Source organism: Leptospirales bacterium (genome assembly GCA_019694655.1).
In the GTDB taxonomy this organism is placed as follows: Bacteria; Spirochaetota; Leptospiria; order Leptospirales; family Leptonemataceae; genus SSF53.
Genome location: JAIBBN010000016.1, coordinates 1 through 22964, shown reverse-complemented (window position 1 = coordinate 22964; position 22964 = coordinate 1). Strand labels below are relative to the sequence as shown.

Annotated in this window: 18 protein-coding genes; 7 read left to right on the top strand and 11 right to left on the bottom strand. The window is 59.9% G+C overall.

Translation table 11 applies throughout. From position 1 onward, the window contains the following. Nucleotides 1–15 precede the first annotated feature (15 nt). The 3 genes from K1X75_15905 to mnmH form a co-directional block, all read right to left on the bottom strand. Nucleotides 16–1077: an adenylate/guanylate cyclase domain-containing protein gene (locus K1X75_15905; protein MBX7059548.1), complete on the bottom strand. Its 1062-nt coding sequence runs from the start codon at nt 1075–1077 to the stop codon at nt 16–18. Nucleotides 1078–1162: 85 nt separating this feature from the next. Further along, on the bottom strand, nt 1163–2227 hold the full coding sequence (selD, locus tag K1X75_15900; GenBank protein MBX7059547.1) for a selenide, water dikinase SelD: 1065 nt from the start codon (nt 2225–2227) through the stop codon (nt 1163–1165). Further along, on the bottom strand, nt 2224–3306 hold the full coding sequence (gene mnmH, locus K1X75_15895) for a tRNA 2-selenouridine(34) synthase MnmH (protein ID MBX7059546.1): 1083 nt from the start codon (nt 3304–3306) through the stop codon (nt 2224–2226). Before mnmH ends, selD begins: the two co-directional genes overlap by 4 nt. 89 nt (nt 3307–3395) lie before the next feature. Here mnmH and asnS point away from each other — a divergent pair, with 89 nt between their 5' ends. Beyond that, entirely contained in the window at nt 3396–4781 is a 1386-nt protein-coding gene (gene asnS / locus K1X75_15890) for an asparagine--tRNA ligase (protein ID MBX7059545.1), read from the top strand. Here the strand turns inward: asnS and K1X75_15885 are convergent. Next, complete coding sequence (locus K1X75_15885; GenBank protein ID MBX7059544.1) at nt 4775–6745, bottom strand: SpoIIE family protein phosphatase; 1971 nt, start codon at nt 6743–6745, stop codon at nt 4775–4777. The genes asnS and K1X75_15885 overlap by 7 nt on opposite strands. Next, nucleotides 6742–8760: a SpoIIE family protein phosphatase gene (locus K1X75_15880; protein ID MBX7059543.1), complete on the bottom strand. Its 2019-nt coding sequence runs from the start codon at nt 8758–8760 to the stop codon at nt 6742–6744. The genes K1X75_15885 and K1X75_15880 overlap by 4 nt, the downstream gene beginning before the upstream one ends. A gap of 42 nt (nt 8761–8802) precedes the next feature. Here K1X75_15880 and K1X75_15875 point away from each other — a divergent pair, with 42 nt between their 5' ends. After that, a complete protein-coding gene (locus K1X75_15875; protein ID MBX7059542.1) occupies nt 8803–9669 on the top strand; it encodes an alpha/beta hydrolase in 867 nt (288 codons plus the stop codon). A 33-nt stretch (nt 9670–9702) separates the two neighbouring features. On the opposite strand, the gene K1X75_15870 is transcribed toward K1X75_15875, so the two are convergent. Together K1X75_15870 and K1X75_15865 are read right to left on the bottom strand one after the other, a co-directional pair. After that, nucleotides 9703–10032: a DMT family protein gene (locus K1X75_15870; protein ID MBX7059541.1), complete on the bottom strand. Its 330-nt coding sequence runs from the start codon at nt 10030–10032 to the stop codon at nt 9703–9705. 30 nt (nt 10033–10062) lie between these two features. Further along, nucleotides 10063–11460, bottom strand: coding sequence for a sodium:proton antiporter (locus tag K1X75_15865; protein ID MBX7059540.1), 1398 nt, complete (start codon nt 11458–11460; stop codon nt 10063–10065). A 144-nt stretch (nt 11461–11604) separates the two neighbouring features. On the opposite strand from K1X75_15865, the gene K1X75_15860 reads away from it, so the two are divergent. Then, the gene (locus K1X75_15860) at nt 11605–14802 is read left to right on the top strand and encodes a SpoIIE family protein phosphatase (protein ID MBX7059539.1); all 3198 of its coding nucleotides are present in this window, start codon (nt 11605–11607) and stop codon (nt 14800–14802) included. A 38-nt stretch (nt 14803–14840) separates the two neighbouring features. Here the strand turns inward: K1X75_15860 and K1X75_15855 are convergent, their stop codons facing one another. The 3 genes from K1X75_15855 to K1X75_15845 all read right to left on the bottom strand — a co-directional run bounded on the left by K1X75_15855 (nt 14841) and on the right by K1X75_15845 (nt 20385). Further along, entirely contained in the window at nt 14841–17003 is a 2163-nt protein-coding gene (locus K1X75_15855; GenBank protein MBX7059538.1) for an ATP-binding protein, read from the bottom strand. A gap of 114 nt (nt 17004–17117) precedes the next feature. Beyond that, a complete protein-coding gene (gene recG / locus K1X75_15850) occupies nt 17118–19391 on the bottom strand; it encodes an ATP-dependent DNA helicase RecG (protein ID MBX7059537.1) in 2274 nt (757 codons plus the stop codon). Continuing rightward, on the bottom strand, nt 19291–20385 hold the full coding sequence (locus K1X75_15845) for a zinc-binding dehydrogenase (GenBank protein MBX7059536.1): 1095 nt from the start codon (nt 20383–20385) through the stop codon (nt 19291–19293). Before K1X75_15845 ends, recG begins: the two co-directional genes overlap by 101 nt. A 96-nt stretch (nt 20386–20481) precedes the next feature. Here K1X75_15845 and K1X75_15840 point away from each other — a divergent pair, with 96 nt between their 5' ends. The 4 genes from K1X75_15840 to K1X75_15825 all read left to right on the top strand — a co-directional run bounded on the left by K1X75_15840 (nt 20482) and on the right by K1X75_15825 (nt 22567). After that, nucleotides 20482–20904 (top strand): hypothetical protein, encoded by a 423-nt coding sequence (locus tag K1X75_15840; GenBank protein MBX7059535.1) that lies wholly within the window; start codon nt 20482–20484, stop codon nt 20902–20904. Between the two features lie 15 nt (nt 20905–20919). Next, nucleotides 20920–21375 (top strand): MarR family transcriptional regulator, encoded by a 456-nt coding sequence (locus K1X75_15835; protein MBX7059534.1) that lies wholly within the window; start codon nt 20920–20922, stop codon nt 21373–21375. A gap of 62 nt (nt 21376–21437) precedes the next feature. Then, entirely contained in the window at nt 21438–21800 is a 363-nt protein-coding gene (locus tag K1X75_15830) for a metalloregulator ArsR/SmtB family transcription factor (GenBank protein ID MBX7059533.1), read from the top strand. Further along, nucleotides 21797–22567 carry an SRPBCC domain-containing protein gene (locus tag K1X75_15825; GenBank protein MBX7059532.1) on the top strand — a complete coding sequence of 257 codons (771 nt, stop codon included), beginning with the start codon at nt 21797–21799 and terminating at the stop codon, nt 22565–22567. Before K1X75_15830 ends, K1X75_15825 begins: the two co-directional genes overlap by 4 nt. On the opposite strand, the gene K1X75_15820 is transcribed toward K1X75_15825, so the two are convergent. Beyond that, a partial coding sequence (locus K1X75_15820; protein MBX7059531.1) for an HAD-IC family P-type ATPase occupies nt 22564–22964 on the bottom strand: 401 nt, incomplete at its 5' end. The genes K1X75_15825 and K1X75_15820 overlap by 4 nt on opposite strands.

Below are 22964 nucleotides of genomic sequence, written 5' to 3'. Positions count from 1 at the left end.
CGCGGAAGCGTCCTGCTAAAATGGGTCGTCGTCAAACCCGATTGTAATCCGTCCGCGGGGGCCGTCAAAAGTCAGGCGATTGATGTAACAGGCGCGCAGCGGCAGAGTCTTGCCGCGAATATTCAACTCCTCTTCACGGCTGACTTCAACGCGATCCTGAATCGGTTCGATGGTACTGCGCGAGGCCAGCACAGTTCCTGGCAAGGCCGCATGCTCGAGGCGCGCCGCCACATTGACCGCATCGCCAATGAAAGTGAGTTCGCGAAACTGATCGCTGCCCAGAGTGGCCAGAAGGCAGGCGCCGCTGTGCACGCCGATGCGCAGATTGATCTCATGCTGGCCCTGCTGCACGCGGAATAAGTTAAGGATATTAAACTGTTTTTGGATTTCGATGGCCGCCACCAGGGCGTCCTGGCTGTTGGAAAAGACGGCGAAGATCGAATCGCCCATGATCTTATCGACAAAACCGCCGCTGTGGACGATGGTTGCAGTGGTAGCGCCGATGCTCAGATTGAGCAGATCGACTACTTCCGCTGGACTGCTGCGCTCGGCAATCGAGGTGTAGGATACCAGGTCGGCAAACAGGAAGGTGAAATCGCGCTGTTCATCCGGTATGGCGTCGAGTCCAGCGCGCGCCGCGCTCGTCGCCCGGGTGCGCAGATGACGTGAAATATAGGGCTGCAAGATTCGATTGGCGCGAACGCTTGCTTCGTACTCGCCCACGTCTACCTTCAAACCGGAAGGCAGCGGAATTTCCTGGATCAGCATACGAAAGCGCGGCTCTTCGCGCGCTGATAGTCCGCTGACCTGACAGAGAACGCGTTCGCCGCCGGCGCCGCGCAAAAAGGCGCGATAGTTCTTGAACGGACGTCGCCACAGTGCGCGTCGAACAAAGAGGTCCTGGAAAGCCTCGATCGAAAAAACGCGCGCCGGGCTCTGGTTGCGCACCTGCTCCGGCGCGAGGCCCAGGCGACGTAATAGTTTGGCCGGGATCATGCGCAGGCGCAGATCGGAGCTGACCTGCACCGGGTAGCTGTCCAGAGCGTTGAGCAAGCGCAGCAGCGCGCCGTTATCCATGGCAGTTTCAGGGAAGGTCCAGCAAGCCTGGCCGACCTCAAGCAATTTCTACTGGGAAATCTACTTAAAGAGAGACCGGATTAGCTCAGGGCGGATCCATTTGGACGCGCGGCTGCCCGTTTTGATACGCTTCTATTCTGCCGACGGGTTCGCAGTGAGCATCCAGTCCTTGCTCGCGAAGCAGCGCCTGCATCGACTCCGACGCAGAGGGCTCGATGGCAATCAGCAGGCCGCCAGAAGTTTGCGGGTCAAAGTAGAGTTCCAGGTTCGGGCTTTCCAGCGGCGCCACGCGCTCGGCAAAGCTTTGCTGATTTCGTTTGCAACCGCCAGGAATGGCGCCGGCGGCAAGATACTCAAGGGCGCCAGGCAGCGTGCGCGGCAGCCCGCTGAAGATGGCCGCGGAAACCCCGCTGGCCTCGCAGAGTTGGCAGAGGTGTCCAAACAATCCAAAGCCGGTGACGTCGGTCATCGCATGTACCCAGGGCAGTGCGCCCAGTCGCTCGCCGAAACTGTTCAGTTGCAGCATCACATCGCGCGCCGTATGCTGATGCTCGGGACGCAGCAGCCCCTTTTTTTCGGCAGTGGTCAAAATGCCGATGCCCAGCGGCTTGGTGAGAAAAAGCAGGTCGCCTGCTTTGGCGCCGTCGTTTCCCTTGATATGGCTCAGCGGCGCCAGTCCATTGACGGCCAAACCAAAAATCGGTTCCGGACTGTCGATGCTGTGGCCGCCGGCCAGAACGGCGCCAGCGCTATCGCAAACGGCGCGGGCGCCGCGCAGTACCTCGCCGGCAATCTGTGGCGGCAGTTTGTCGATGGGCCATCCCAGTATGGCCAGCGCCAGCGTTGGCCGACCGCCCATGGCGTAGACATCGCTGATGGCATTGGCCGCGGCAATGCGGCCAAAATCAAAGGGATCGTCAACGATGGGCATGAAAAAGTCAGTAGTACTGATCAATGCCTGTCCGTGACCCAGATCGTAAACTGCAGCGTCGTCGCGGCCGCTGTTGCCCACCAGCAGACGTGCGTTCTCTGATCCGGCGCGTTGCCCGGCCAGGATCGAATCGAGCACGGCCGGAGCGATTTTACAGCCGCAGCCGGCGCCGTGGCTGTAGGCGGTGAGTCGAATGGCCGGCGACGTTGAGGCGCTCATGGTTCCTGCTCCTTGCCGGCAGCTTCGCTTACCGCCGCTCCCGCCCAGGATTCAACCTGCGGCAGCATCTCTGCCAAATTCGAGGACAGACGCAGAGTCGTCCAGTATTGCCTGGCGCGCTGCTGCAGCGAGTAGTCGTAGCTTCGATCGTAGTACTGCAGCGCCACGCGACAGGCGCCCGTCAGATCGCCTGCTTCCAGGCTTTGCAGCGCTTGTTTCAGGGCGAGGCCCCCCAGGCGCTTGCCGATGCGCTGCATGGCCTCGGACAGCTGCGATCGATCAAAAGCGCCGTACTCGGCAAGCAATCGCTCTACGCGTCGTTCCGGATTGCATTCCAGAAGCAGCATTGGCGCCGCACTGATCGCCTGCTGTAGCGAGGCAGGCAGCGCCACGCGTCCAATGGTGCGCCCCTCGTCCTCCACGAATATGGCGCCAGCGCCGCGCTGGCGATCCAGCGCGCGCAAGCGCATGGCCAGCAAATTCTCAAAGGACTCCTGTGACGGCTGCGCCGGCTGGCCCAGTGCGCCAAAGGCCGAGCCGCGATGATTGGCCAGCGCCTCGAGATCGAGACTGGGGCGACCGCGAGCGGCAAGCAAGCCAAGCATCTCGGTCTTTCCGACGCCAGTTGCGCCGCCAATCGCCAGGTAGGGGCGCGGGCGCGGCAGCAGTTCCTCCAGCACATAGCGACGAAAGCTCTTGTAGCCGCCCTCCAGCGTCTGCACCTCCATCTCGCTGAAACGCAACAGCCATGCGACCGCCGCACTGCGCATTCCGCCGCGCCAGCAGTGCAGCAGTGCGCGATGATCCGGACAGAGCGCGCGCGCGGCGGCGACGATTTCGCCCATGCGCGGGCCGACCAGCTGCAGGCCGCGGTCGATGGCCGGCAGTCGACCGGCCTGCTTGTAAAGCGTTCCTATTTCGGCGCGTTCGGCATTGCTGAATAAGGGCAGGTTGTGTGCGCCGGGGATGTGTCCTTGCTGGTATTCCGCCGGAGTGCGCACATCCAGCAGCGGAATCCGATCGGCTTGCTCCAGGAATTGCTCAATGGACAGGTTCGTCACACCGGCCTCGGCGCTCATCGCCGCAGCGGAAAGGGACGGCCCGTCGCTGGCAAGGGAATCCTTTTTTTTGAGCGACAGCCGCCCTGGCTCGCCGCTGCAATCCAGCCATGCAGCGTACCAGGATTCGAATTCTATTGGGCGAGTCGCCGCAGGGGCAAAAGGTGCGTCTGGCCGGCTGGCTGCGCACGCGCCGCGATGCCAGAGACTTTTCGTTTCTGGAAATCAACGACGGCTCTACAATCAAGAACATCCAGGTAATTGCCAGCGCCGAGTTGTCCAACTACGAATCGACGCTGCGCCATCTGGGCGTCGGGGCCAGTCTGGCTGTGGAAGGAGAGCTGGCCGCAAGCGCCGGCAAAGGCCAGAGCAGCGAGGTGCGCGCTTCCAGAGTCGAAGTGCTGGGCGGCGCCGACAGCGAGTTCCCGATCCAGAAGAAGCGTCACAGCTTTGAGTTTTTGCGCGAGATCGCGCACCTGCGTCCGCGCACCAACACGCTCTCGGCGGTGCTGCGGCTGCGCTCGCGCCTCAGCTTTGCCATCCACGATTTTTTTCAGCAGCGCGATTTCCACTACATCCATACGCCAATCATCACCGGCAATGACTGCGAGGGCGCAGGCCAGATGTTTCGCGTGACGGCCTTCGACCCGGATCAGGCGCCGCGCCGTGACGGAAAGATCGACTACGCCCAGGATTTCTTTGGCCTGCCAGTGCATCTCACAGTCTCCGGGCAGCTGGCAGGCGAGGCCTGCGCTCTGGCTCTGGGCGATATCTACACCTTTGGGCCCACCTTTCGCGCCGAGAATTCTAACACCTCGCGGCACCTCGCAGAATTCTGGATGGTAGAACCAGAGATGGCATTTGCCACGCTGGAGGACGATGCGGCTCTCGCCGAGGATTTCTTGCGTCACCTGTTCCGCTTTGCTCTGGAGCAATGCCGCGATGATATGGAGTTCTTCAATAAGTGGATCGATCCCGGCGCCATCCAACGCCTGGAAAGCCTGGCCGCAAGTTCCTTTGCTCGTTTGACTTATACGGAAGCAATTGCGGCGCTGAAGAAGTCAGGTCGCAGCTTCGAATTCCCCGTAGAGTGGGGTCGCGATTTGCAAAGCGAGCATGAGCGCTATCTCACCGAAGAGTATGCCAGACAACCGCTAATCGTCGTCGACTATCCGCGAGAAATCAAGGCTTTCTATATGAAGTTGAATGACGATGGCAAGACCGTTCGCGCCATGGATGTCCTGGCCCCCGGCATTGGCGAGATCATCGGCGGCAGCGAGCGCGAGGATCGAGTCGATGTTTTGACCGATCGAATGCACGAGTTTCAACTCAACACGGCGGAGTACCGCTGGTATCTGGAGCTGCGTCGCTGGGGCTCCACGCCGCACGCTGGATTTGGACTGGGCCTTGAACGTCTGGTTCAATTCATCAGCGGCATGGAAAATATCCGCGATGTAATCCCCTTTCCAAGAACGCCCGGGCACGCTCGCTATTGAGGCCTGGCGGGGTAGGCGGCGCTTCCGGCCTGCGACTCGTTGGCCGTGGGTGACGCGCCATCCCATTGCACGCTGAGCACTGTAATATCGTCGCTTTGACGACCGCCGCGTTGCTGTAAGCAGCGTCGCGCAATTGCCTGACTGACATCCTTTCGATCCTCTGCGTCGAGGGCGGCCGCAACGCGGGCCAGTTCAGTTTGCGGCTCGTCCTGCACTGACTCTGCGTCCTCATAGAGGCCGTCTGTATAGAGAAACAGAATATCTCCGGACTGCAATTGCAGACGCAGATCTCCGTAGTGCGTATCGGCGCTAAGCCCCAGCACAAGCGCGTCCATTCCGTGAAAGGTAATCCGACCGTTTGGTCGCAACAAAAGCGGCGCCGGATGTCCGGCGCAGCTCAGCGAGACGATGCCGGTTTTCGGATCGAACAGTATATAGACGGCGCTAATGAAGCGATACTCAATGTGTGGAGTGAGGATTCGATTCATCCGCGACAGCAGCTCGCCGGGCGAGGCACAGTCTCGATAGCTGGTGCGAAATGCCAATCGAACGCTGGAAGCGTCCAGCGCCGCCGCCAGTCCGTGGCCGGTCACATCGGCCAGCAGTATGCCGACGCGGCCATCGTCGAGCGTCGCCACGTCATAGAAGTCGCCGCCAAGCTGGCTCTGGGGCTGATAATGTACGCCGAGCCGCGGGATTTTCGGCAGCTGACTGCTCTGCGGCAGCAGGCCCTGGTGAATTTCGCAGGCCTGCCACAGGTCCTGTTCGAGGCTGGAGGCGCGCGCATTCGTTGCCGCCTGATCGCGAGCAAGCAATCGCAGTTCGCGTCCAACCTGCAGCGCCAGCACACAGAATCCCAGGAATACGGCGATTTCCAACCGCAGCTCGCGATCGCCGGGGTCAAAGCTGCCGCCAAACCAGTTGTCGAGGACGCCTCCCAGAATGGGTAGCGCCCAGCCAATAGCAAAATAGCGCGCATGGATGGAACGCCGCGCCAGCGGTAAAGCCACAACCAGCGCCGCCGGTCCAGCGATGATCGCAGTGCTATCGGATGCTAGCCTGCAGAGTTCGCGCGAAACAGGCGCCAGCGCGATGGGAATCAGCGTCCCATATTGAACCCAGGTAAGGTAGCGGTCAGCTGCTGGCCACTCCTTCGCCAGGTCCATCACGCTGCGGGCGAATCGAAGACCGCTGCAGAATACCAGGGCAGCGAGGCAATAGTAGCCCTGGTTGGCAAGAAACGGAGGCAGACGGCCGACAATCAGTTCGGGAAAGCCATTGCCAAAGAAAAAGTAAATATTTACAATCAACAAGAAAAAGACGTAGTGTGCGATCCGCGCTGAGGGAAAATGAAAGGCGGCCGCCGCAAATAGGAAGGCCAGCAGCAGTCCGGGTCCAAAGAGCGCCGATTGTAGCAACATCTGGCGGGCGGCAAATTGTTCGAATCTGTCGCGGCGGTATAGGACGCTGGCGGCGGCCAGGTCGACGGCATTCTGTAAGCGAATGACGATGGCCAGCTGCTGCCGGGCCGGGGCCTCAAATTCAAGCAACGGCCGCAACTCTTCGCTATCTTCGGATGCGCTATCGCCGCCTCTGGACTGCGCCCGCAGGCGGCCTTCCTCGTCGAAAACATAGAAATCGACATGATCGATGCGCGCAGTGGGCTGCACCAGGGACAGCGGAAGCTCGCCGGCGCCGTTGTAGAACAAACGGACGCGCAGCCAGACTTCTTTTCGGTCCAGGCCGAACCAGAAGTGCGATGGCGGCGCCGCCCCCTCCGGCATGTGCAGAGCCTGCTCGGGCCGGCTTTCGCCCGCGTTGGTTATTGCGTAATCGGCGGCAGTCGCCAGATCCAGCATTTCAAAGTCATCGGACAGCTCGATGGGTGCAGCGGAAAGCGGCGTAACAGCGATTGCCGCCAGCAGTGCGATAGCGCGCGTCCAGCGCGGCGGCAAGGCGCTCATGCAGCTGCTCCAGAGCCGGCATCGCCGGCCGCCGTTCCGCGGTAAAGTATGGCGGCAATTGTAATGTCGTCGACCGCCGGTCGCTGGTGCAGCTGCTCCAGAGCGACGCTCAAGGCTTGCGATTGCATTAAATCCAGGTCAGCGGCCAGCTGTCGAACCAGCGTGTGGACCCGTTCTTCCGCCTGGTCGACGCTCATTCCTTCCAGCGAGCCAAAAATTCCATCGGAGTACAGCGTCAGCGTATCGCCCGGCGTCAGTTGCAGTTCCTGGTCGTAGTAGGCCGGATCATCCTCAATACCGATCATCGTGGTGCTGGCGTCGATGCGCGACAGCTGCGCTTCCTTTCGCTGAAAATGTAGCGCCGGAGGATGACCGGCCGAAGCAATTCGTGTCAGGCCATCGCTGAGGCGTACGATCGCATAGATGGCGCTGATAAAGCGATAGTCGATCATTGGACACAGATCGCGATTGATGGCCAGTAAGGTTTGCGCCGGCGAGGTCTTGCCGGGGGCGTTCATTCGAAAAGCCAGGCGAACGCTGCTGGCATCGAGCGCCGCAGGCAAACCATGGCCGGTAACGTCGGCCACAAAGACTCCCAGATAACCGGCTTCCGGTTGCAGGATATCATAATAGTCCCCGCCCAGTTCGCGCTGCGACTGATAGTGAATTTGCACGCGCGCCTGGGGCAGTTGATGTACTGACGGCGCCAGTAACTGACCGTGGATGCGTCGCGCAAGACTCAGCTCCTTTTCCATTATTACCAGGCGTTCAGCAGTGCGCGCGCGGCTGGAGACGATGTTGCGCAGTCGAGACCCGATGACCAACGAGAAAATACAAAATTCAAGCAATAGGGCCGGCTGCAAGAGAGCATTGGTTGCAAAGGCGCTGGCCGGCAAGACGCCGTTGCTGCGCAGGTTTTCGGTCATCGCCGCCAGTAGCGGCGGCGACCAGGCCAATACAAACCAGCGCACATTTTCATTTTTGCGCCAGTTAGACAAGGCGTAGATCAATGTCAGCGGTCCAATCGCCAGCGCCAGAACGTTGATCCACTGGATGGAAAGAGGGCGGTAAAATACAGTGAGCAGGGCGGGCGCCACAATCGACCACTGGGCAACGCGAAAGGTCAGGCTGGCGCGTGGATTGAGCTTGTCGAGTTCCAGAAATCGTCGTACAAATCCTAGCGCTGTTGCATACGTTGCACAGATGGCCAGGGCTGTAAGATGATTGGCCAGGACATCGCGCAACTGCGGTGCAGCGAGCGCCGGCCAGCCGCTTTGAAGGTTGAAGTATACGAAGTAAGCCGTCAGGTACAACAAGTAGCTGCGAATCATGCTGTAGCGCAGCGCCAGAAAGAGACTCCCATAGACTACTATTAACATCAGCAGAATTCCGATCTGCAGCCCTGCCAGGATCCAGTAGCGGCCGATTTGCCGCCGAAATTCCCTGGCGCTTTCCAGCGCAAAGGCCGAGCTCAGCCAGACTGGATTTTCGACGCGCACCAGCGCCAGGCGTCCCTGGCCGGCGGGCTGCTCCCATTCCAGCGCCGCCGCCGGATGCCAGCGACCGGCAGGCGACGGAGCCGCAGCATCGCCGGCCGGCAGACTGGCATAGAGCGCCTGACCCATTTCATCAAAGAGATAGAAATCGATGTGGTCCGGCCAGTAGTCCAGTGCGCGCCAGCTCAGCTGACGATCTGCTGCTTCTACTGGCGCAACTGGCATCTTCAGCCAGAGGATCTGACAATGTATGCTGCTACGGCGGAGCTGACCGTCGGCTGGCTGCCAGACTGATGGAGGAAGTCGAAGTACGCGCTCCACCTCTGAAGAATGGCCTGCGGGTTCGCAGTAGAAAACCGTGAGCGCTGACGCTGCCTGCAGGCTTGCATCGCCGCTCGCTTCTCTGTCGGTCGCCCGGCAGGCGCTGGAGCTCAGGATTGCCAGCGCCAGCAGCGATCTGGCAGCATGAGTGCGCATACAAACATTGGGACGAAGAAATACAATAGCAGAGCTTGTCATGACGTATCAAATTGTAAAATTCGATGGCTGGCCGCCTGCTCCATGCCTAATTTCATCGGAATGATTCATCTGGCCAAAAACAGGCGGCTTGCCGGACTGCTGACGCTTGGCGCGGCCATCCTGTTCGCGGGCTGTTCCTTCTCCCTCAGTCGAGGCGATGCCCGCGCCGCTCTGGCCCCGGAGGTCGAGCCGCAGTTTCTGTCCAGCCTGAGCGATGGCCTGGAGCTTCACTATGTTTCCGCCGGACGTCAGGACCTTCCGCCGCTGGTTTTTTTGCATGGTTCGCCGGGTAGCTGGAGCGGCTACCTGGACTATTTGAAAGACCGCCGCCTGCTGGAGCGTTTTCATCTGATAGCAATCGATCGGCCAGGATTTGGCGAATCCACGCCAGGTCATGCTGAACCATCGTTGCAGCGCCAGGCGGCGGCCATTGCTCCAATTCTGCAACGATGGGTGTCGGCTGGCCGCAGCATTGTGCTTGGCCACTCCTTTGGCGGTCCGGTAGCGGTGCGCCTTGCAATGGATCATCCGCAGCTGGTGCGGGCGCTTGTGCTGGTAGCTGGTTCCATCGACCCCGATCAGGAGGAACGGCGCTGGTTCAACATTGCCGCTCGCTATCCTCCGCTGCGCCTTGTGCTGCCGGGAGATTGGGTGGTAAGCAACGATGAAATTTGGCCGCTCAAAGAGGAGCTGCAAAAGATGCTGCCGCTCTGGCCGCGCCTGCAGGTCCCGGTGACGGTCATTCAGGGCGGCGCCGACGATCTGGTTCCTCCGGCCAACGCCGATTTTGCGGCGCGCATGCTTCCGGCTCAACAACTGCATCTGGTACGTCCGGCCGAGGCAACCCATTTTGTGCTCTGGGAAGATCGCGAGCTGGTGGTGCGGCAGATACTTGCGCTGGCGCACTGAACAGCAAGGACTGTTTGCAAGCAAGACTTCACTTCAGGTTGGAACAAACATGAACCAGGTCGCTCCAAGCAGTAACAGGAAGGCCACGCCATGGTTCCAGTGTAATCCTTCGCCCAGATATAAAATCGAGAACACTGCAAAAACAGACAGGCTGATCAATTCCTGGATTGTCTTCAATTGTACCGCGCTGAAGCGTTCATAGCCGAAGCGGTTTGCCGGAACCTGCAGGCAGTATTCGAAAAAGGCCAATCCCCAGCTTCCCAGCACCGCCAGCCAGAGCGGACTGTCACGGTAGCGCAGGTGCCCGTACCAGGCAAAGGTCATGAAGATATTTGATAGAACCAGAAGGACTATGGTCAGCATCAGCCGCCCTCGCCGGGCGGCCCTGCAAACTCAAATGAAAAATAGAAAGGTCAGCAGTAGAAAGGTTGGAATCAGGATGCCGCCCGAGTACAGTAAATAGCCTGCAAAACTTGGCATTTTGACCTTGGCCTCTTCAGCCACCGACTTTACCATAAAATTGGGCGCGTTGCCAATGTAAGTGTTGGCGCCCATGAAGACTGCGCCCACCGAAATCGCTTTCAGCAGAGCCTCAGCTTGTGGATTGGCAAGGATCTCCTGCACGCTGCCAAGGCCGGTATAACCCTGGGCCAGACTGAGAAAGGTCAGATAGGTGGGCGCATTGTCCAGGACCGAGCTGAAGGCGCCCGTCGCCCAGAAAAACTGCCACGGTTCCGTGATGCCCAGTTCCTTGCCGTGGCTTTCCAGCAATACCAGCGCCGGGATCATGCAGATGAAGATTCCGATAAACAGAAAGGCCACTTCCTCAATGGGATGCAGCGTGAATTTGTTTTCCTCGCGCAGCTTTTTGTGCGTGGTAAAGCGTGAAAGTACCACCATGCTGATCAGCGTCAATTCGCGCAGGAATCCAAGGGCGGGAATATCCTTGATTGCCGGGATGAAATTTTGATTCAAGAAGGCGACCGCCAGAACTACGCCCAGCAGCCAGATGAAATTGACCTGGCCCGCCAGCGAGATCGGCTTGATTTGCGTTTCGTCGCGTTTGATGTCGCGCTTGGTTTCCTGACGATGGGCCAGCACATCCCAGATGAAATAGACGGTCAGCAAAATTGCCGCCGCCGCCAGCATATCCGGAAACAAGCTGAAGGTCCAGGTGAAGGGCACTCCGCGCAAGTAGCCAAGAAAGAGCGGCGGATCGCCCAGCGGCGTCAGCGACCCGCCAATATTGGAAACAAGAAAGATGAAGAAGACAACCGTGTGCACCACGTGTTTGCGTTCGCTGTTGGTCTTGAGCAGCGGCCGAATGAGCAGCATCGAAGCGCCAGTTGTTCCAATGAACGAGGCAAGAGCCGCCCCGATGATCAAAAAGAGCAAGTTGTTGACCGGAGTGGCCTCAATATCGCCGCGCAGTACGATGCCGCCGGAGATGTAATAGAGAGATCCCAGCAAAATGATAAACGGAACGTACTCGAAGACCAGAGTGTGGTAAATGTTATGCCAGTAGCCGTAGGCAATGAGAACGGCAAAGGCCACTGCGCCCAGGCTTAGCGCCAGAATCAGCTTGTTCCGATTGGATTCCCACCAGTGGGCGGTGGTTCGCGAGGCGATTGGCAGCACAGCAATGGCCAGCAAGATCAGAACGAAAGGCGTAACCGACCAGTAAGGCAACTCTGCGCCATGATGGCCATGGCCCTCCGTTTCGCCGTAGAGGGCCCCCGAAGCGAGCAGCGCCAGAGTGCTGACAAAGATTGGTTTGATTCTACGCTTCATAAGAGCGCCCTTTTTGGCCGAATTCGCGCCCAGCAAGCAACCATTTTTCGGCGCCGTCTTTTGCATATCTGCGTCGTATAGGAGCTTAGCCGTTGACGAATTTCGCGTGACCCTCGACGCCACGGCTACGATTTGCTTTGTTCTATGCGCAAGATCCTGGCAGCAGGCAAGTTCTGGCGCGCGGCGGCGCTGCTTGCGCCCCTTTTGGTCTCCCTTTCCGCCTGTGGCCGGTCCACAGGTTCGGAATTGCTCAATTTCAGCACGCTTCCCTGGAGCGCCGCCGAGGGCTTATTTGCTGAGAAGTCAGTCTGCCCGCGGCCTGGCGAGGACGGTCGCTGGCTGCTGGTGCAGGCGCCGCCCATCAATCTCTGGTCCGTTTTTCACAAAGAACCGGGCGACGAAATCTACTACTATACGCTTTGCACGCGCGCCATGCTGAGCGCCGAACAGCTGCAGAGTATTGAGTCTCCATCGCTCTTCTTGCCGGGCATTGGCGATAACTGGCGCTTTTACATCAATGGCCGGCTGGTGCGCGATGAGTTTGATCTGGATGCCGCGGGCAAATCCATTGAACGGCACCGCACGCAGATGGGCGCTGTGGTGTCGCCGCCGCGCGATGCCTTTCGGATTGGCGAAAACATTCTGCGTTTCGAATTTGCCGCAGAGGCGCCGCGAGTGTCGTGGGCCAGCGGCGGCACTCCTGGATTTTTTTATGGCAGCGGCTATGTGCTGGCTGAACCAGCGGCCGTTCAATTTCTGCGCTCGGAAGACATCTGGCTGGGCGGGGCCTTCGTTTACTTCGCTTTCGGTATCTACCACATCGCGCTCTTTCTGGGCCGACGCCGTGAACGATATCTGTTGTTCTTTGGCCTCAGCGGCATATCGATCTTTATCTATCTGGCCTCCAGATCCTACTTCGCCTATCAGCTGACGCCGGAAGCCGGCTGGTTGACGCGCATTGAAATTGTAAGCCTGAGCCTGACTGGCCCGCTGTTGATGAGCTTCCTCAGCTGCTACATGTACGGCAGCGAATCTTCGCAGCGTTCGATCCTGGCCTACTACCTTGCCATGGCGCCGCTGGCTGTTGCGGCCTTGCTTGTTCCGCACAATGCACTGGCGATGGTTGTGCAGATCTTTCTGGTCTTTCAGCTGCCGTGGGTTGCGCTCTACGTTCCATACTACCTGCTTCGGGCCACGTTGCAGCGTCGCGTCGATGCCGCGCGTATCGCCATTGCCATGGCCGTCTTTCTGGCGACGGCGCTCTGGGATATCGTCAACGCGCTTTTCAAATGGTTCAGTATCAATCCGCTGTTTCAGTACGGCTTCTTTGCGCTCATTGGCTACCTGACTTTGCTGCAGGTACTGCGGCTGCACCGCGTGCAGCGGGAAATGGATCATCTCAACCAGGAGCTGGACCAGAAGAATACGGCCTTGCTGGCTCTGGATCGATTGAAGGATGAGTTTCTGGCCAATACATCGCACGAGCTGCGCACGCCCTTGCATGGCATCACCGGCATTGCTGATTCTCTGATCGAAGGCGCGGCCGGTCCGCTGACGCCTAGAGTGCAGGACAATCTGCGATTGATTTCTTCCAGCGCCCGACGGCTTGGCAGTTTGATCAATGACATCCTGGACATGTCGCGCTTGCGCGACGGTCGTCTGGAGCTTGAACTCCGTTCGGTGAACCTCGCCTCGGCGCTTCAGTCGACGGTCGATCTTTTGGGTCCGCTGGCGCGCGATTCCGGGCTATACCTGGAAACGCGACTGGAAGCAAACCTGCCGCACGTTCTGGCCGACGAGGATCGACTGCAGCAGGTGCTGAACAACCTGATTGGCAACTCGATCAAGTTCACGACGACCGGCGGCGTACGGCTGACAGCGCAACGACAGGACGAACAGGTTCTTGTCGCAGTTGAGGACAGCGGTCCGGGCATCGAGCCGGGAGAGGCGGCGCGCATCTTCGAACCCTTCTATCAGACTTCGGGCGGGGCGCGCCAGCGGCAAGGCGCCGGTCTGGGCCTGGCGATTGTGCGACAGCTGCTTGAATTGCACCACTCTCAGATTTCGTTGCACAGCAGTCCGGCCGGCGGCGCTCGATTTGAATTTCGCTTACAGGCCATCCAGCCGCTTGCTGCGGAAGGCGACGCGCCTCCGGCAGCGGGCATTTCCGCTTCGAGTGCGGCCTCGGCGACTCGTTTGATGGCTGCTGCTGGCAGCGGCGGCCCGGAGATCCTGATTGCCGATGATGAGCCGGTCAACCTCCAGATTCTTTCTAACATACTTAGCGCAGCGGGCTATCGTTTGCGCGCTGTGTCCGATGGCCAATCGGCCCTCGAACAGCTGCTCGGTGCGACGCCGCCGGATGCCGCCATCCTCGACGTAATGATGCCCGGTCTTTCAGGCTACGACGTACTGCGCCGCCTACGCGAGCTTCGCTCCCAGGTTGAGCTGCCGGTGCTGATCGTTACAGCGCGCGGCGGCGATGAAGCGCCGGAGGCCTTTGACATTGGGGCCAACGACTATCTCAGCAAGCCTTTCCAGAACAAAGAGCTGCTGGCGCGTCTCGGCGCGGCCCTGGCTCTGCGGCAGGCGGCGGAGGAACGCGGCCGACTGCGGGCGCTGACCGAAGACCTGCGCTTGGCGCGTAAAATTCAGAGTTCGATTTTGCCGACTTCCGCTCCTGGAGTGCGCGGCGGCGAGCTTGGAATTTTTTATCGGCCGATGCATGCCGTGGGCGGCGATTTCTACGACTTCCACCAGCTGGATGACCTGCGTCTTGGCGTACTCTCGGCGGATATTTCCGGTCACGGGGCCTCGGCCGCGATGATTGCGGCGATGCTCAAGGTCTCCTTTAGTGCCGAATTAGAATACGCCGAAGAGCCGGCCCGCTTGCTGTCACGTTTGAATCGCAGCATGTACGGAAAGTGCGACAATGGCTTCATTACCGCTTCCTACTGCTTCTTTGACTTCGGCCGTCATCAATTGCGTTTTGCACGCGCCGGTCATACGCCGCTGGCCGTGCTGGCGCCGGCCGCCTCGGCCGCCCTGCCTGTTGGCGGCAGCGGCGCGGCGCTCGGCTGGCGGCCGCGCATTGAATGCCAGACGATTGAGGCGACCATACAAAGCGGAGAACGATACTACCTTTATACCGATGGCTTCAGCGAAGCGCGCAGTCCAGAAGGAGAACCCTTTGGCGAAGAGCGACTCTACGAACTCTTTGGCTATGCCGGGGCCCTGCCGCTGCGGGATAGTTTAAGCTTCATTGAAAATGCGCTGGAGCGCTGGTCCGGTTCTCGCGGTTTTGAGGATGACCTGTCGCTGGTTTGCGTTCAAATCCTTTGAAGTTTGAGGCTCGTTGGAGGCGGCGCGCATGGCGCCGCTCAGCTGCGGCGACGGCCAAAGCGCTTGATCAGCAAGACGCTGTTGCCCTTCTCATTGTAGCGGACGCCATCGAAATGTGATAGCGTCAGAAAAAGTCCGCGACCATGGGCGATGCCTTCGCGGTTTACCTCGTCCGGCGAGCGGCGCAGCATCAGACGATGATTGAATCCCCGTCCCTGGTCCGTAATGCGGAAGGCCGCTCTTCGCGGGCTCATGCGATAGTCGACGGTAATGGTTCGGCCGGCATATTCCGTTCGACGCTGTCGCTCCTGAACGAACTCAATGTAGCGACCCTCTTGCTGCGCCTCCGTTTTCTCGTTGTAGCTGATCTCCAGATTGCCATGTTCAATGGCATTGACGATCATCTCGCGCAGTGACAGTTTGACTCCAAAGGCCTCGTCGGCGTCGCAATAGCGCGCCACGCCGCCGGCCAATCGGTTGCTGATTGTTTCGGCAAGCCTCAGGTAATTGCCAAATACATAGCGTTGAGCTTCCGCCAGACAGAGTCGCGCCAGCTCATCGCCCTCCACGGAACTGAGGCGTGCGGATATGACCGGTCCCGGCGCATCGCCTTCAATGGATTCGAAGCGGAGCTCCATTTCGTGCGGCTCCAGCAGGCGCGTTCGGAAAATCGTTCGAAACTGAACGCTTCCGCCCCTGCTTCGCACGCGTTCAAATTCATCGCGAACCACGCGCTGGCTCAGATGTTCCAGACTGGCGTCGGTCGATTCATAAATCAGCTCAAAGAAATCGTGGCCAATGAGCGACTGGCTCAGGTAACCCAGTCGATCGCGTATACAGGGATTGACGCTCTGGATGCGGCCGGCGGAGTCCAGGCTGAAAATGGGATCGCTGGAGCTATCGATCAGCGTGCGATAGCGCCGTTCTGATACCTCCAGTTCGCGATTGGCGCGGTCCAGGGCGTCGGCGCGGGCGTGCAGTTCTGCGGTGGCCCCTTCCAGCTGACGGTTCACCTGACGAAAGCGCAGAGCAACGGCCGTTTGCATGGTGACCACGAATACCAGAAATGCCTCGTCCAGCACGCGCGGCGTCTGCGTGACATTCATGTACGAGGTCATCTCGTTGATCGCCGCCAGACCAAAGACCAGGAATCCGGCGCTCAAGATGCGTGCGCCGGTGAGACGCATGCGCATAGCGCGAACGGTGAGAAACGCGGAGTAGACCAGCGATGCCAGTACCACGGCCAGCACAGTCGATACCCCGTAGCGGGCGTAGATATCGTACAGCGGGTCTGGAATAAACAGAGTGAGAACAAAGAGCGAACAGGTTCCGACTAAAAGCGCCATCAATAGATATTCGAAAAGGCGAATGCGCGTATCGAAAAAGCGGCGAAAGAAGAGCGTCAGAAAATAGGGAAAAAACAGAATCCCGCCATTGAGCAGAATCAGGTTGAAGTAGAAGCTATCGACCAGCCAGTAGCCAATCGACTGCTGGCCAGCGTGCAGGGCCGCAGCGGTCAGCGAGAAGAATCCGAAATGCAGGTAGTGGCGATCATGGCGGCGCAGGGACCCGGTCAGAATGTGCGACAGGCCGACGAAGACAAAAAGCACGGCCAGCGCCGCGTGCCAGGCGCTCAAGCGCTGGTGGTGGTCCACTCCCGCGTCCGCAGCGGACAGGAAGAAATTTTGAGTGAGCGCTCCGCCCAGAAAGTGAAAGCTGCGAACTCGCAGGGCAAGCACATTGTCGCCATCGGCCTGTACCAGACTGGCTGGAATGTAGAGCAAACGGGCGCGGACATCCGGGCGCTCTAGCTGGCCTTGCGGACCGATGCGTCCCTGAGCGCTGATGCGAACGCCATTGAAGTAAACCTCATTGGCGGCATAGAAGTAGGGAATGGCCAGAGCCAGATCCTGCTGCCTGAGCTGCGCAGAAATCCTGACGTGCAGCCGCATCCAGGCGACGCCGTCATAGTCGTAGCCCTGGCGCAACCACAACGCCCCGCCGCGCATCAAAGGCCATTGCGAATCGTCGAGCGTTGCCAGAGCAAAGTGCGCTTGATCGGCCATCTGAAAGCGCCAGCTGCGATCAAGGGAGTAGATGGATTGCGGATTTTCTATCTGCAGCAGGGCGTCATCCGATTCTGCAGCCAGCGCCGTCGCAGTGAGCAGCGCGAAAACCAACAGCACCGTCCGAATTCGCATCTCTACCGATTCAGGGCGAAGGCATAGTTTTCGTGCAAGCAAAACTCATGTATCCGCCATGTAGTTCTTCCAGACAAGGCGCTGTAGACGCTTGCCTGGCTTCTAGAAAGAAAATCAATTTGGAAAGATTACAACTCCTTGCTCAAAGCGTTCGCGGATCAATTGTACGGCGGAAGCGCTGGCCTCTGAAAAGCGACGTACGTCGGCAAAGGCAGCCTCCGCCAGATCGCGATCGGCGCTCAGGTCTGCCAGTCGAAAGCCGGGCAGACCATGCTGCTTCAGTCCCAGCAGCTCGCCGGGTCCGCGCAGACGCATATCAATTTCTGCCAGAGCAAAGCCATCGTTTGAATCCACCAACGCCTGCATGCGTTCGAGGGACTCCGGGGAGTCCGCCTGCGATACAAGAATGCAAAAGCTCTCTTCGCTGCCGCGACCCACGCGGCCGCGCAACTGATGCAGCTGAGAAATGCCAAAACGCTCGGCATGCTCGATGACCATGACGGTCGCGTTGGCGACATCAACGCCGACCTCGATCACACTGGTAGTTGCCAGAATCTGCACGCGACCGGCGCGAAACTCCTGCATGACCCGTTCGCGATCGGCGGATTTCATGCGGCCGTGCAGCAGCTCGACTTTCAGATCCGGAAAAATGCTCTTGGAAAGCTCTTCAAAGCCAACGGTAGCGGCGCGCAGGTCGGACTTCTCGCTCTCGGCAATCACCGGAAAAACTATGTAACACTGACGACCCTGTTCCACGCGGCGACGGATTGATTTGTACAGGCCGGCGCGTTTGTCCTCGCCAAGCAGCATGGTTTGCACCGGTTTGCGACCGGCTGGCTTCTGGCGCAACGCGACCAGTTCCAGATCGGCGAATTCGGTCAGGCACAGCGTGCGCGGAATGGGCGTGGCGGTCATGGCGATGGCATCCGGATTGAGGCCTCGATTGCGAATTGTTTCGCGCTGGTGGACGCCAAAACGATGCTGTTCGTCAATCACCACCAGACCAAGACTCTGAAACTGCACGCTTTCTTCGATCAGGCTGTGCGTGCCAATCACCAGTCTTGCTATGCCGCTGGCCACGCGCTCCAGCTTCAGTTCGCGGTCCTTCTTGCGGTCGGCGCCGAGCAGCAATTCCAGATCGGCAGCGCGTCCAAGTCCAAGCATGTCCGCCAGGCTGTTGAGATGTTGCCGCGCCAGCGTCTCGGTGGGCGCCATGAAGGCGCACTGCAAGCCCGCATCCAGGTAGTGCAGGGCGATGGCCAGCGCTGTGACCGTCTTGCCGGCGCCCACGTCGCCCTGTAAAAGAAAGGCGCCAGCCTGCGGTCCCTGGCAGGCTTCAACGATATGGCGGATTGCTTTGTTCTGTTCGTCGGTCAGCTGGTAGGGCAGCGTTTTGAGCAGCTCGGCAAAGGAATTCGACTGACCATAGGGCAAGGGCTTTACCTGGCGCGGAATGCGGTTGCGCGCCTGAAGCTTGTGATACATCATCAGATGAAAAAGATAAAGTTCCTCGTATTTCAATGCGCGCCGCGCTTCCTCCAGCTGTTCGGCGGAAGCTGGATAGTGAATTTGACGCAAGGCTGCGCCGCGATCGATCAACGCGCGTTCTGCGAGCAAGGCCGGCGGGACCAGCGGCGGGGCGTCGAAGCGCGGGTCTTCCAGCAGTTGCATCATCAGGCGACGCAAGCCGCGACTGTCCAGCTTGTGTTTGCGCAGGCCCTCGGTGGAGGGATAGAGCGGAATGATTCGGCCGACATGCGCCAGATCGCGTTCCTCTTCGCTGTCGATCTCCTCAAAATCAGGATGCACCATCTGCATCCCGTTGTAGTACTCCAGCTTTCCAGAGACAATCAGCGTTGTTTCGGCGTGAATAGCGCGGTGAAAGTATTGCACGCCGCGAAAGAACACCAGGCTGAGACCCTCGCCGGCCGCTGTGCGGCAATGGACAATCAGGCGGGAGCGTCGTCCATGGGCCAGAAAACTGGACTGCACGCGAACGATCAAAGTCAACGCGGCGCCGGCCTGCAGCAGAGTGGTCTCGGTTACGCTGCGATCAACGTAGCGTCGCGGAAAATAGTAGAGCAGATCCTGACAGTTGCGCAGGCCATTCTGCGCCAGAATCGTCGCGCGCGCCTCGCCGACGCCGCGCAGTCCAGCCAGCGGTCGTTCCAGAAAGTGCTCCGACGAAATCGGCGGCCTGGCAGTGCGTCGAGCCACGGTACAGCCAGGCGAAGCCGACTGTCTTCGGCAACAAAATGCTTTGGCCAGCGCTGGCGTTGCAGCGAAATCAGCCAGGCATTTCCAGCGTGATCTTTCCCGAACTCTGGCCGCTTTGAAAGTAGCGCAGCGCTTGTGGCGCGGCCGCAAAGGGAAAACTGCGTCCGACATAGGGCGCCTGCGGTTTGAGCGCCATCAGCTTGCTATAGAGGTTCTGAAATTGGTCAATGCGTTCCCACATCCAGATCAGATTGAAGGCCAGCAGGCTCTTGTTGGCGCTGATCATCTCGATCGGATCCAGGCGCGGGCGGCGCAGATAGCGCCAGGCCACAGCGGCGTAGTTGGGACGCGCGCCGCGGCCCATCATTGTCGCCCAGCCAAAGAGCGTATGACGACCGCCGGCATTCAGTCGGTCATAGAGCGGCCGGAAGTACTCGCCACCCAGCGAATCCAGGGCCAGATCAAGGCCGGCGGCGTTCATTGATTGCAATGCGCCATCGAGTTGCCTCCCAAAGTTCTTCGCATCACGAATGATGATTTGATGCGACGCAAGTCCGGCGCGCTTCTGCAACAATTCGACTTTGGAGGCGCTGCCAATGGTGGCGATACAGCGCGCGCCCAGTCGCGCTGCGAGATCCAGAGCAATCAGGCCCACGCCGCCGGCGGCGGAATGCACCAGCACGACCTGACCTTTCTGGCAATTGCCGAGGTCCAGCAGGGCATAAGCCGCGGTAAAGCCTTGAGCAAGCAGCGCCGCGCCCTGGGCAAAGCTCCAACCGCGCGGTAGCAGACGCAGATAGCGCACATCGATATTGAGATGCGTAGCATACCCGCCAAAGCGCGTTACGCCCATCACTGCCGCGCCCTTCTTCAAAGGACCGGCGCCGCGTCCCACGGCCCGTACCACTCCGCTGAACTCCAGGCCAGGCGTGAAAGGACCCTGCGGCGTAGCCGAGTAGAGACCTTGCAGGGCAAAGATATCGGCGAAGTTGAGACCGGCCGAGCGCAGCTCGATTTGCGCCTCGCCAGGTCCAGGCGGGGCCAGTTCGTCTTCCTGCAGCTTCAGGCGGTCCAGCGAACCAGCCTGCGGGCATAACCAGATCTGTCGGCGCATGGCAAAGACCAGGTCCTCCCCGGCGCCCGTCAAGCGCAGGTCCTCTTGCACGGCGCCGGGCGGGCGCTAAAAGTAGTAACCAAGTTTAGTAATTTGCTTGCCGAATAGTAACCATGATTACTAACTGGCGACGGAGGATTTTGGACCATGTGGGAACGATCTCATCAAGCAAGCGCGGCGGCATCGCCGGCGGCAATCTTCGAGGCGCTGAGCGATATCGCGCGTTGGCCGGAGTGGCATGACGATATTGAGTGGGTCAAGGCGCCGGCCCGTCTGGCAACCGGCGAGTCCTTTGCGCTCAAGCCAAAAGGCGGACCGAAAGTGTCGCTGAAGATTACCGGATTACGCTCGCCGGAGTTCTACGAAGACGTGACCTTGCTGCCGCTGGCGCGCATGTACTTCCGTCACGAGATCTCGCCAGGCGTTGGCGGATCGCAGATCAAGAGCGTTATTCGCGTAGAGGGACCGCTGGGCTTCCTGTGGCGGCGCATCCTGGCCGAAAAACTGTGGCGTGAATTGCCGCAGCAGACCGAACGAATGGCGGCATTTGCTGGCGCTCGTCGCCGCTAGATTGCAAGCCGGACCATGGCCGCAAAACGCAGCGTCTTTGCTCATGCACAACCTGAGGACAGCGCCGGCTTCTTGCTCTGGCAGGTAAGCAATTCCTGGCAGGCGTCGATTCGGCGCGCGCTGCAAAATATCGGACTGACCCACGTTCAGTTTGTGCTGCTGGCGGTGCTGCGCTTTTCGCAGGAGAATCAGCTCAAGGTTACGCAGCGCGACCTGGCCCGGCGCGCTCGCGTCGACGCCATGGTTGCCTCCAAGGTGCTGCGCCAGCTGGAAGCGCTCGGTCTGGCCAGGCGTCCGCTGGACGCCAGCGACGCCAGGGCGCGCATGCCGCAGATCACGGCCAGCGGACTGCGACTCTTGCGTCGGGCGGTGCCGCTGGTCAATGCCGCCGATGACGCCTTTTTTCGCCCGCTGGGTCGCGACGAAGCGCGTTTTCGCGAACTCTTGAGCCAGCTGAGCGAGCCGGACTGAGCCCGAGCCGCGGCGTCTTTTTTTCTTGCCTCCCGCCATGGGCGCGACTCTATTGTTTAGTAATGACTAAACTAAAAGAGCGCTCGGCGCTGGCAGCCCTTGCCGAACCGCGACGTTGCGCCATCCTGGCGCTGTTGCAGGGCGGGGAGCTTTCCGCCGGCGCCATCCACGCCGCGATGTCGGAGGTAAGCAAGGGCGCCGTTTCCCAGCACTTACGCAAGCTTTACGAGGCTGGCCTGGTACGTCGCCGTAGCGAGGGCCGCCGTCGTTTCTACAAGAGGACTCGCGGCAGCAGCGCACTTCTGCGCAACGAATTGGATTCGATGTGGGCCGGCGCCCTGCAGCGCCTGGCGCTGCTGGCTCAATTGCGGCAGAGAAAGCCACGCGGACCGCGCAAAGGCCGCAGCGCGAGGAGCAGGCGATGAGCGAGGGCGACTTTGTTCTGGAGCGGACGCAGCGCATCGCTGCTGCGCGTCAGACCGTTTTCGAATTCTTTGAGAACTCGGAACTATTTGCCCGCTGGTGGGGCGCAGGCTCCAGCATCGACGCGCGGCCTGGCGGTCGGCTGCGCATTGTCTATCCCAATGGCGTCATTGCCAGCGGCAATGTCCTGGAGATCGCGCCGCCGCAGCGCATCCGCTTCAGCTACGGTTACGAGGCGCCCGGGACCAGGCCTGCAGCCGGAACTTCGATTGTTGAAATATCACTCAGCGAAGACAGCGAAGGGACGCTCCTGCGGCTGCGCCACTTCTTTGACGACGCTGATCTGCGCGATGCACATGGCCAGGGTTGGTCCTACCAGCTGGCGGTGTTTGCCCGTGAATCCTCGGCCTTTGCACACAGCGATTTTGAGCGACGCATTGACCAGTATTTTGCCGCCTGGAGTGCAACGGAGGCGGAAGAGCGTCGACGTCTGCTGGAGGAGGCCGCCGAAGCGCAGCTGCAGTACCACGACGCCTACGCCGCCACCTCGAGCTGTGCGGCGCTTGTGGAGCATATTAATGCGGCGCGCGCGCACCTTGGCAAAAATAGATTGGAGCGCAGCGGTCCGGCAACATTCATGCAGGGCAGCGCACTGTGTCGCTGGCAAGCGTTGAATGCTGCCGGCGATGCGATGTTTTCAGGTACAAACTATTTTCGCTTCGCCGCTTCAGGTCGTATTGCTGCGGTGATTGGCTTTGCCGGCTTCTAGCGCAATCGCAGTCGTTGCAGACGCAGCGCGTTGAGCGTCACCGAAACAGAGCTGAGGGCCATGGCCGCGCCGGCCAGCCAGGGCGCCAGCAAGCCGGCCGCAGCAATCGGTATGCCCAGACTGTTGTAAGCCAGCGCCCAAAACAGATTCTGACGAATATTACTCATCGTCTTGCGCGAGACCTGAATCATGCGCAAGAGCCCGTGCAAATCGGCGCTGATCAATGCCACATCGGCGCTTTCGATGGCAATATCGGCGCCGCCGCCCATTGCGACGCCCAGATCCGCCGCCGCCAGGGCCGGAGCATCGTTGATGCCATCGCCGACCATCGCCACAGTTTTGCCTTTGGCTTTCAGCTCCTGTACAATTTGCGCCTTCTGCTCCGGCTTCACTCCGG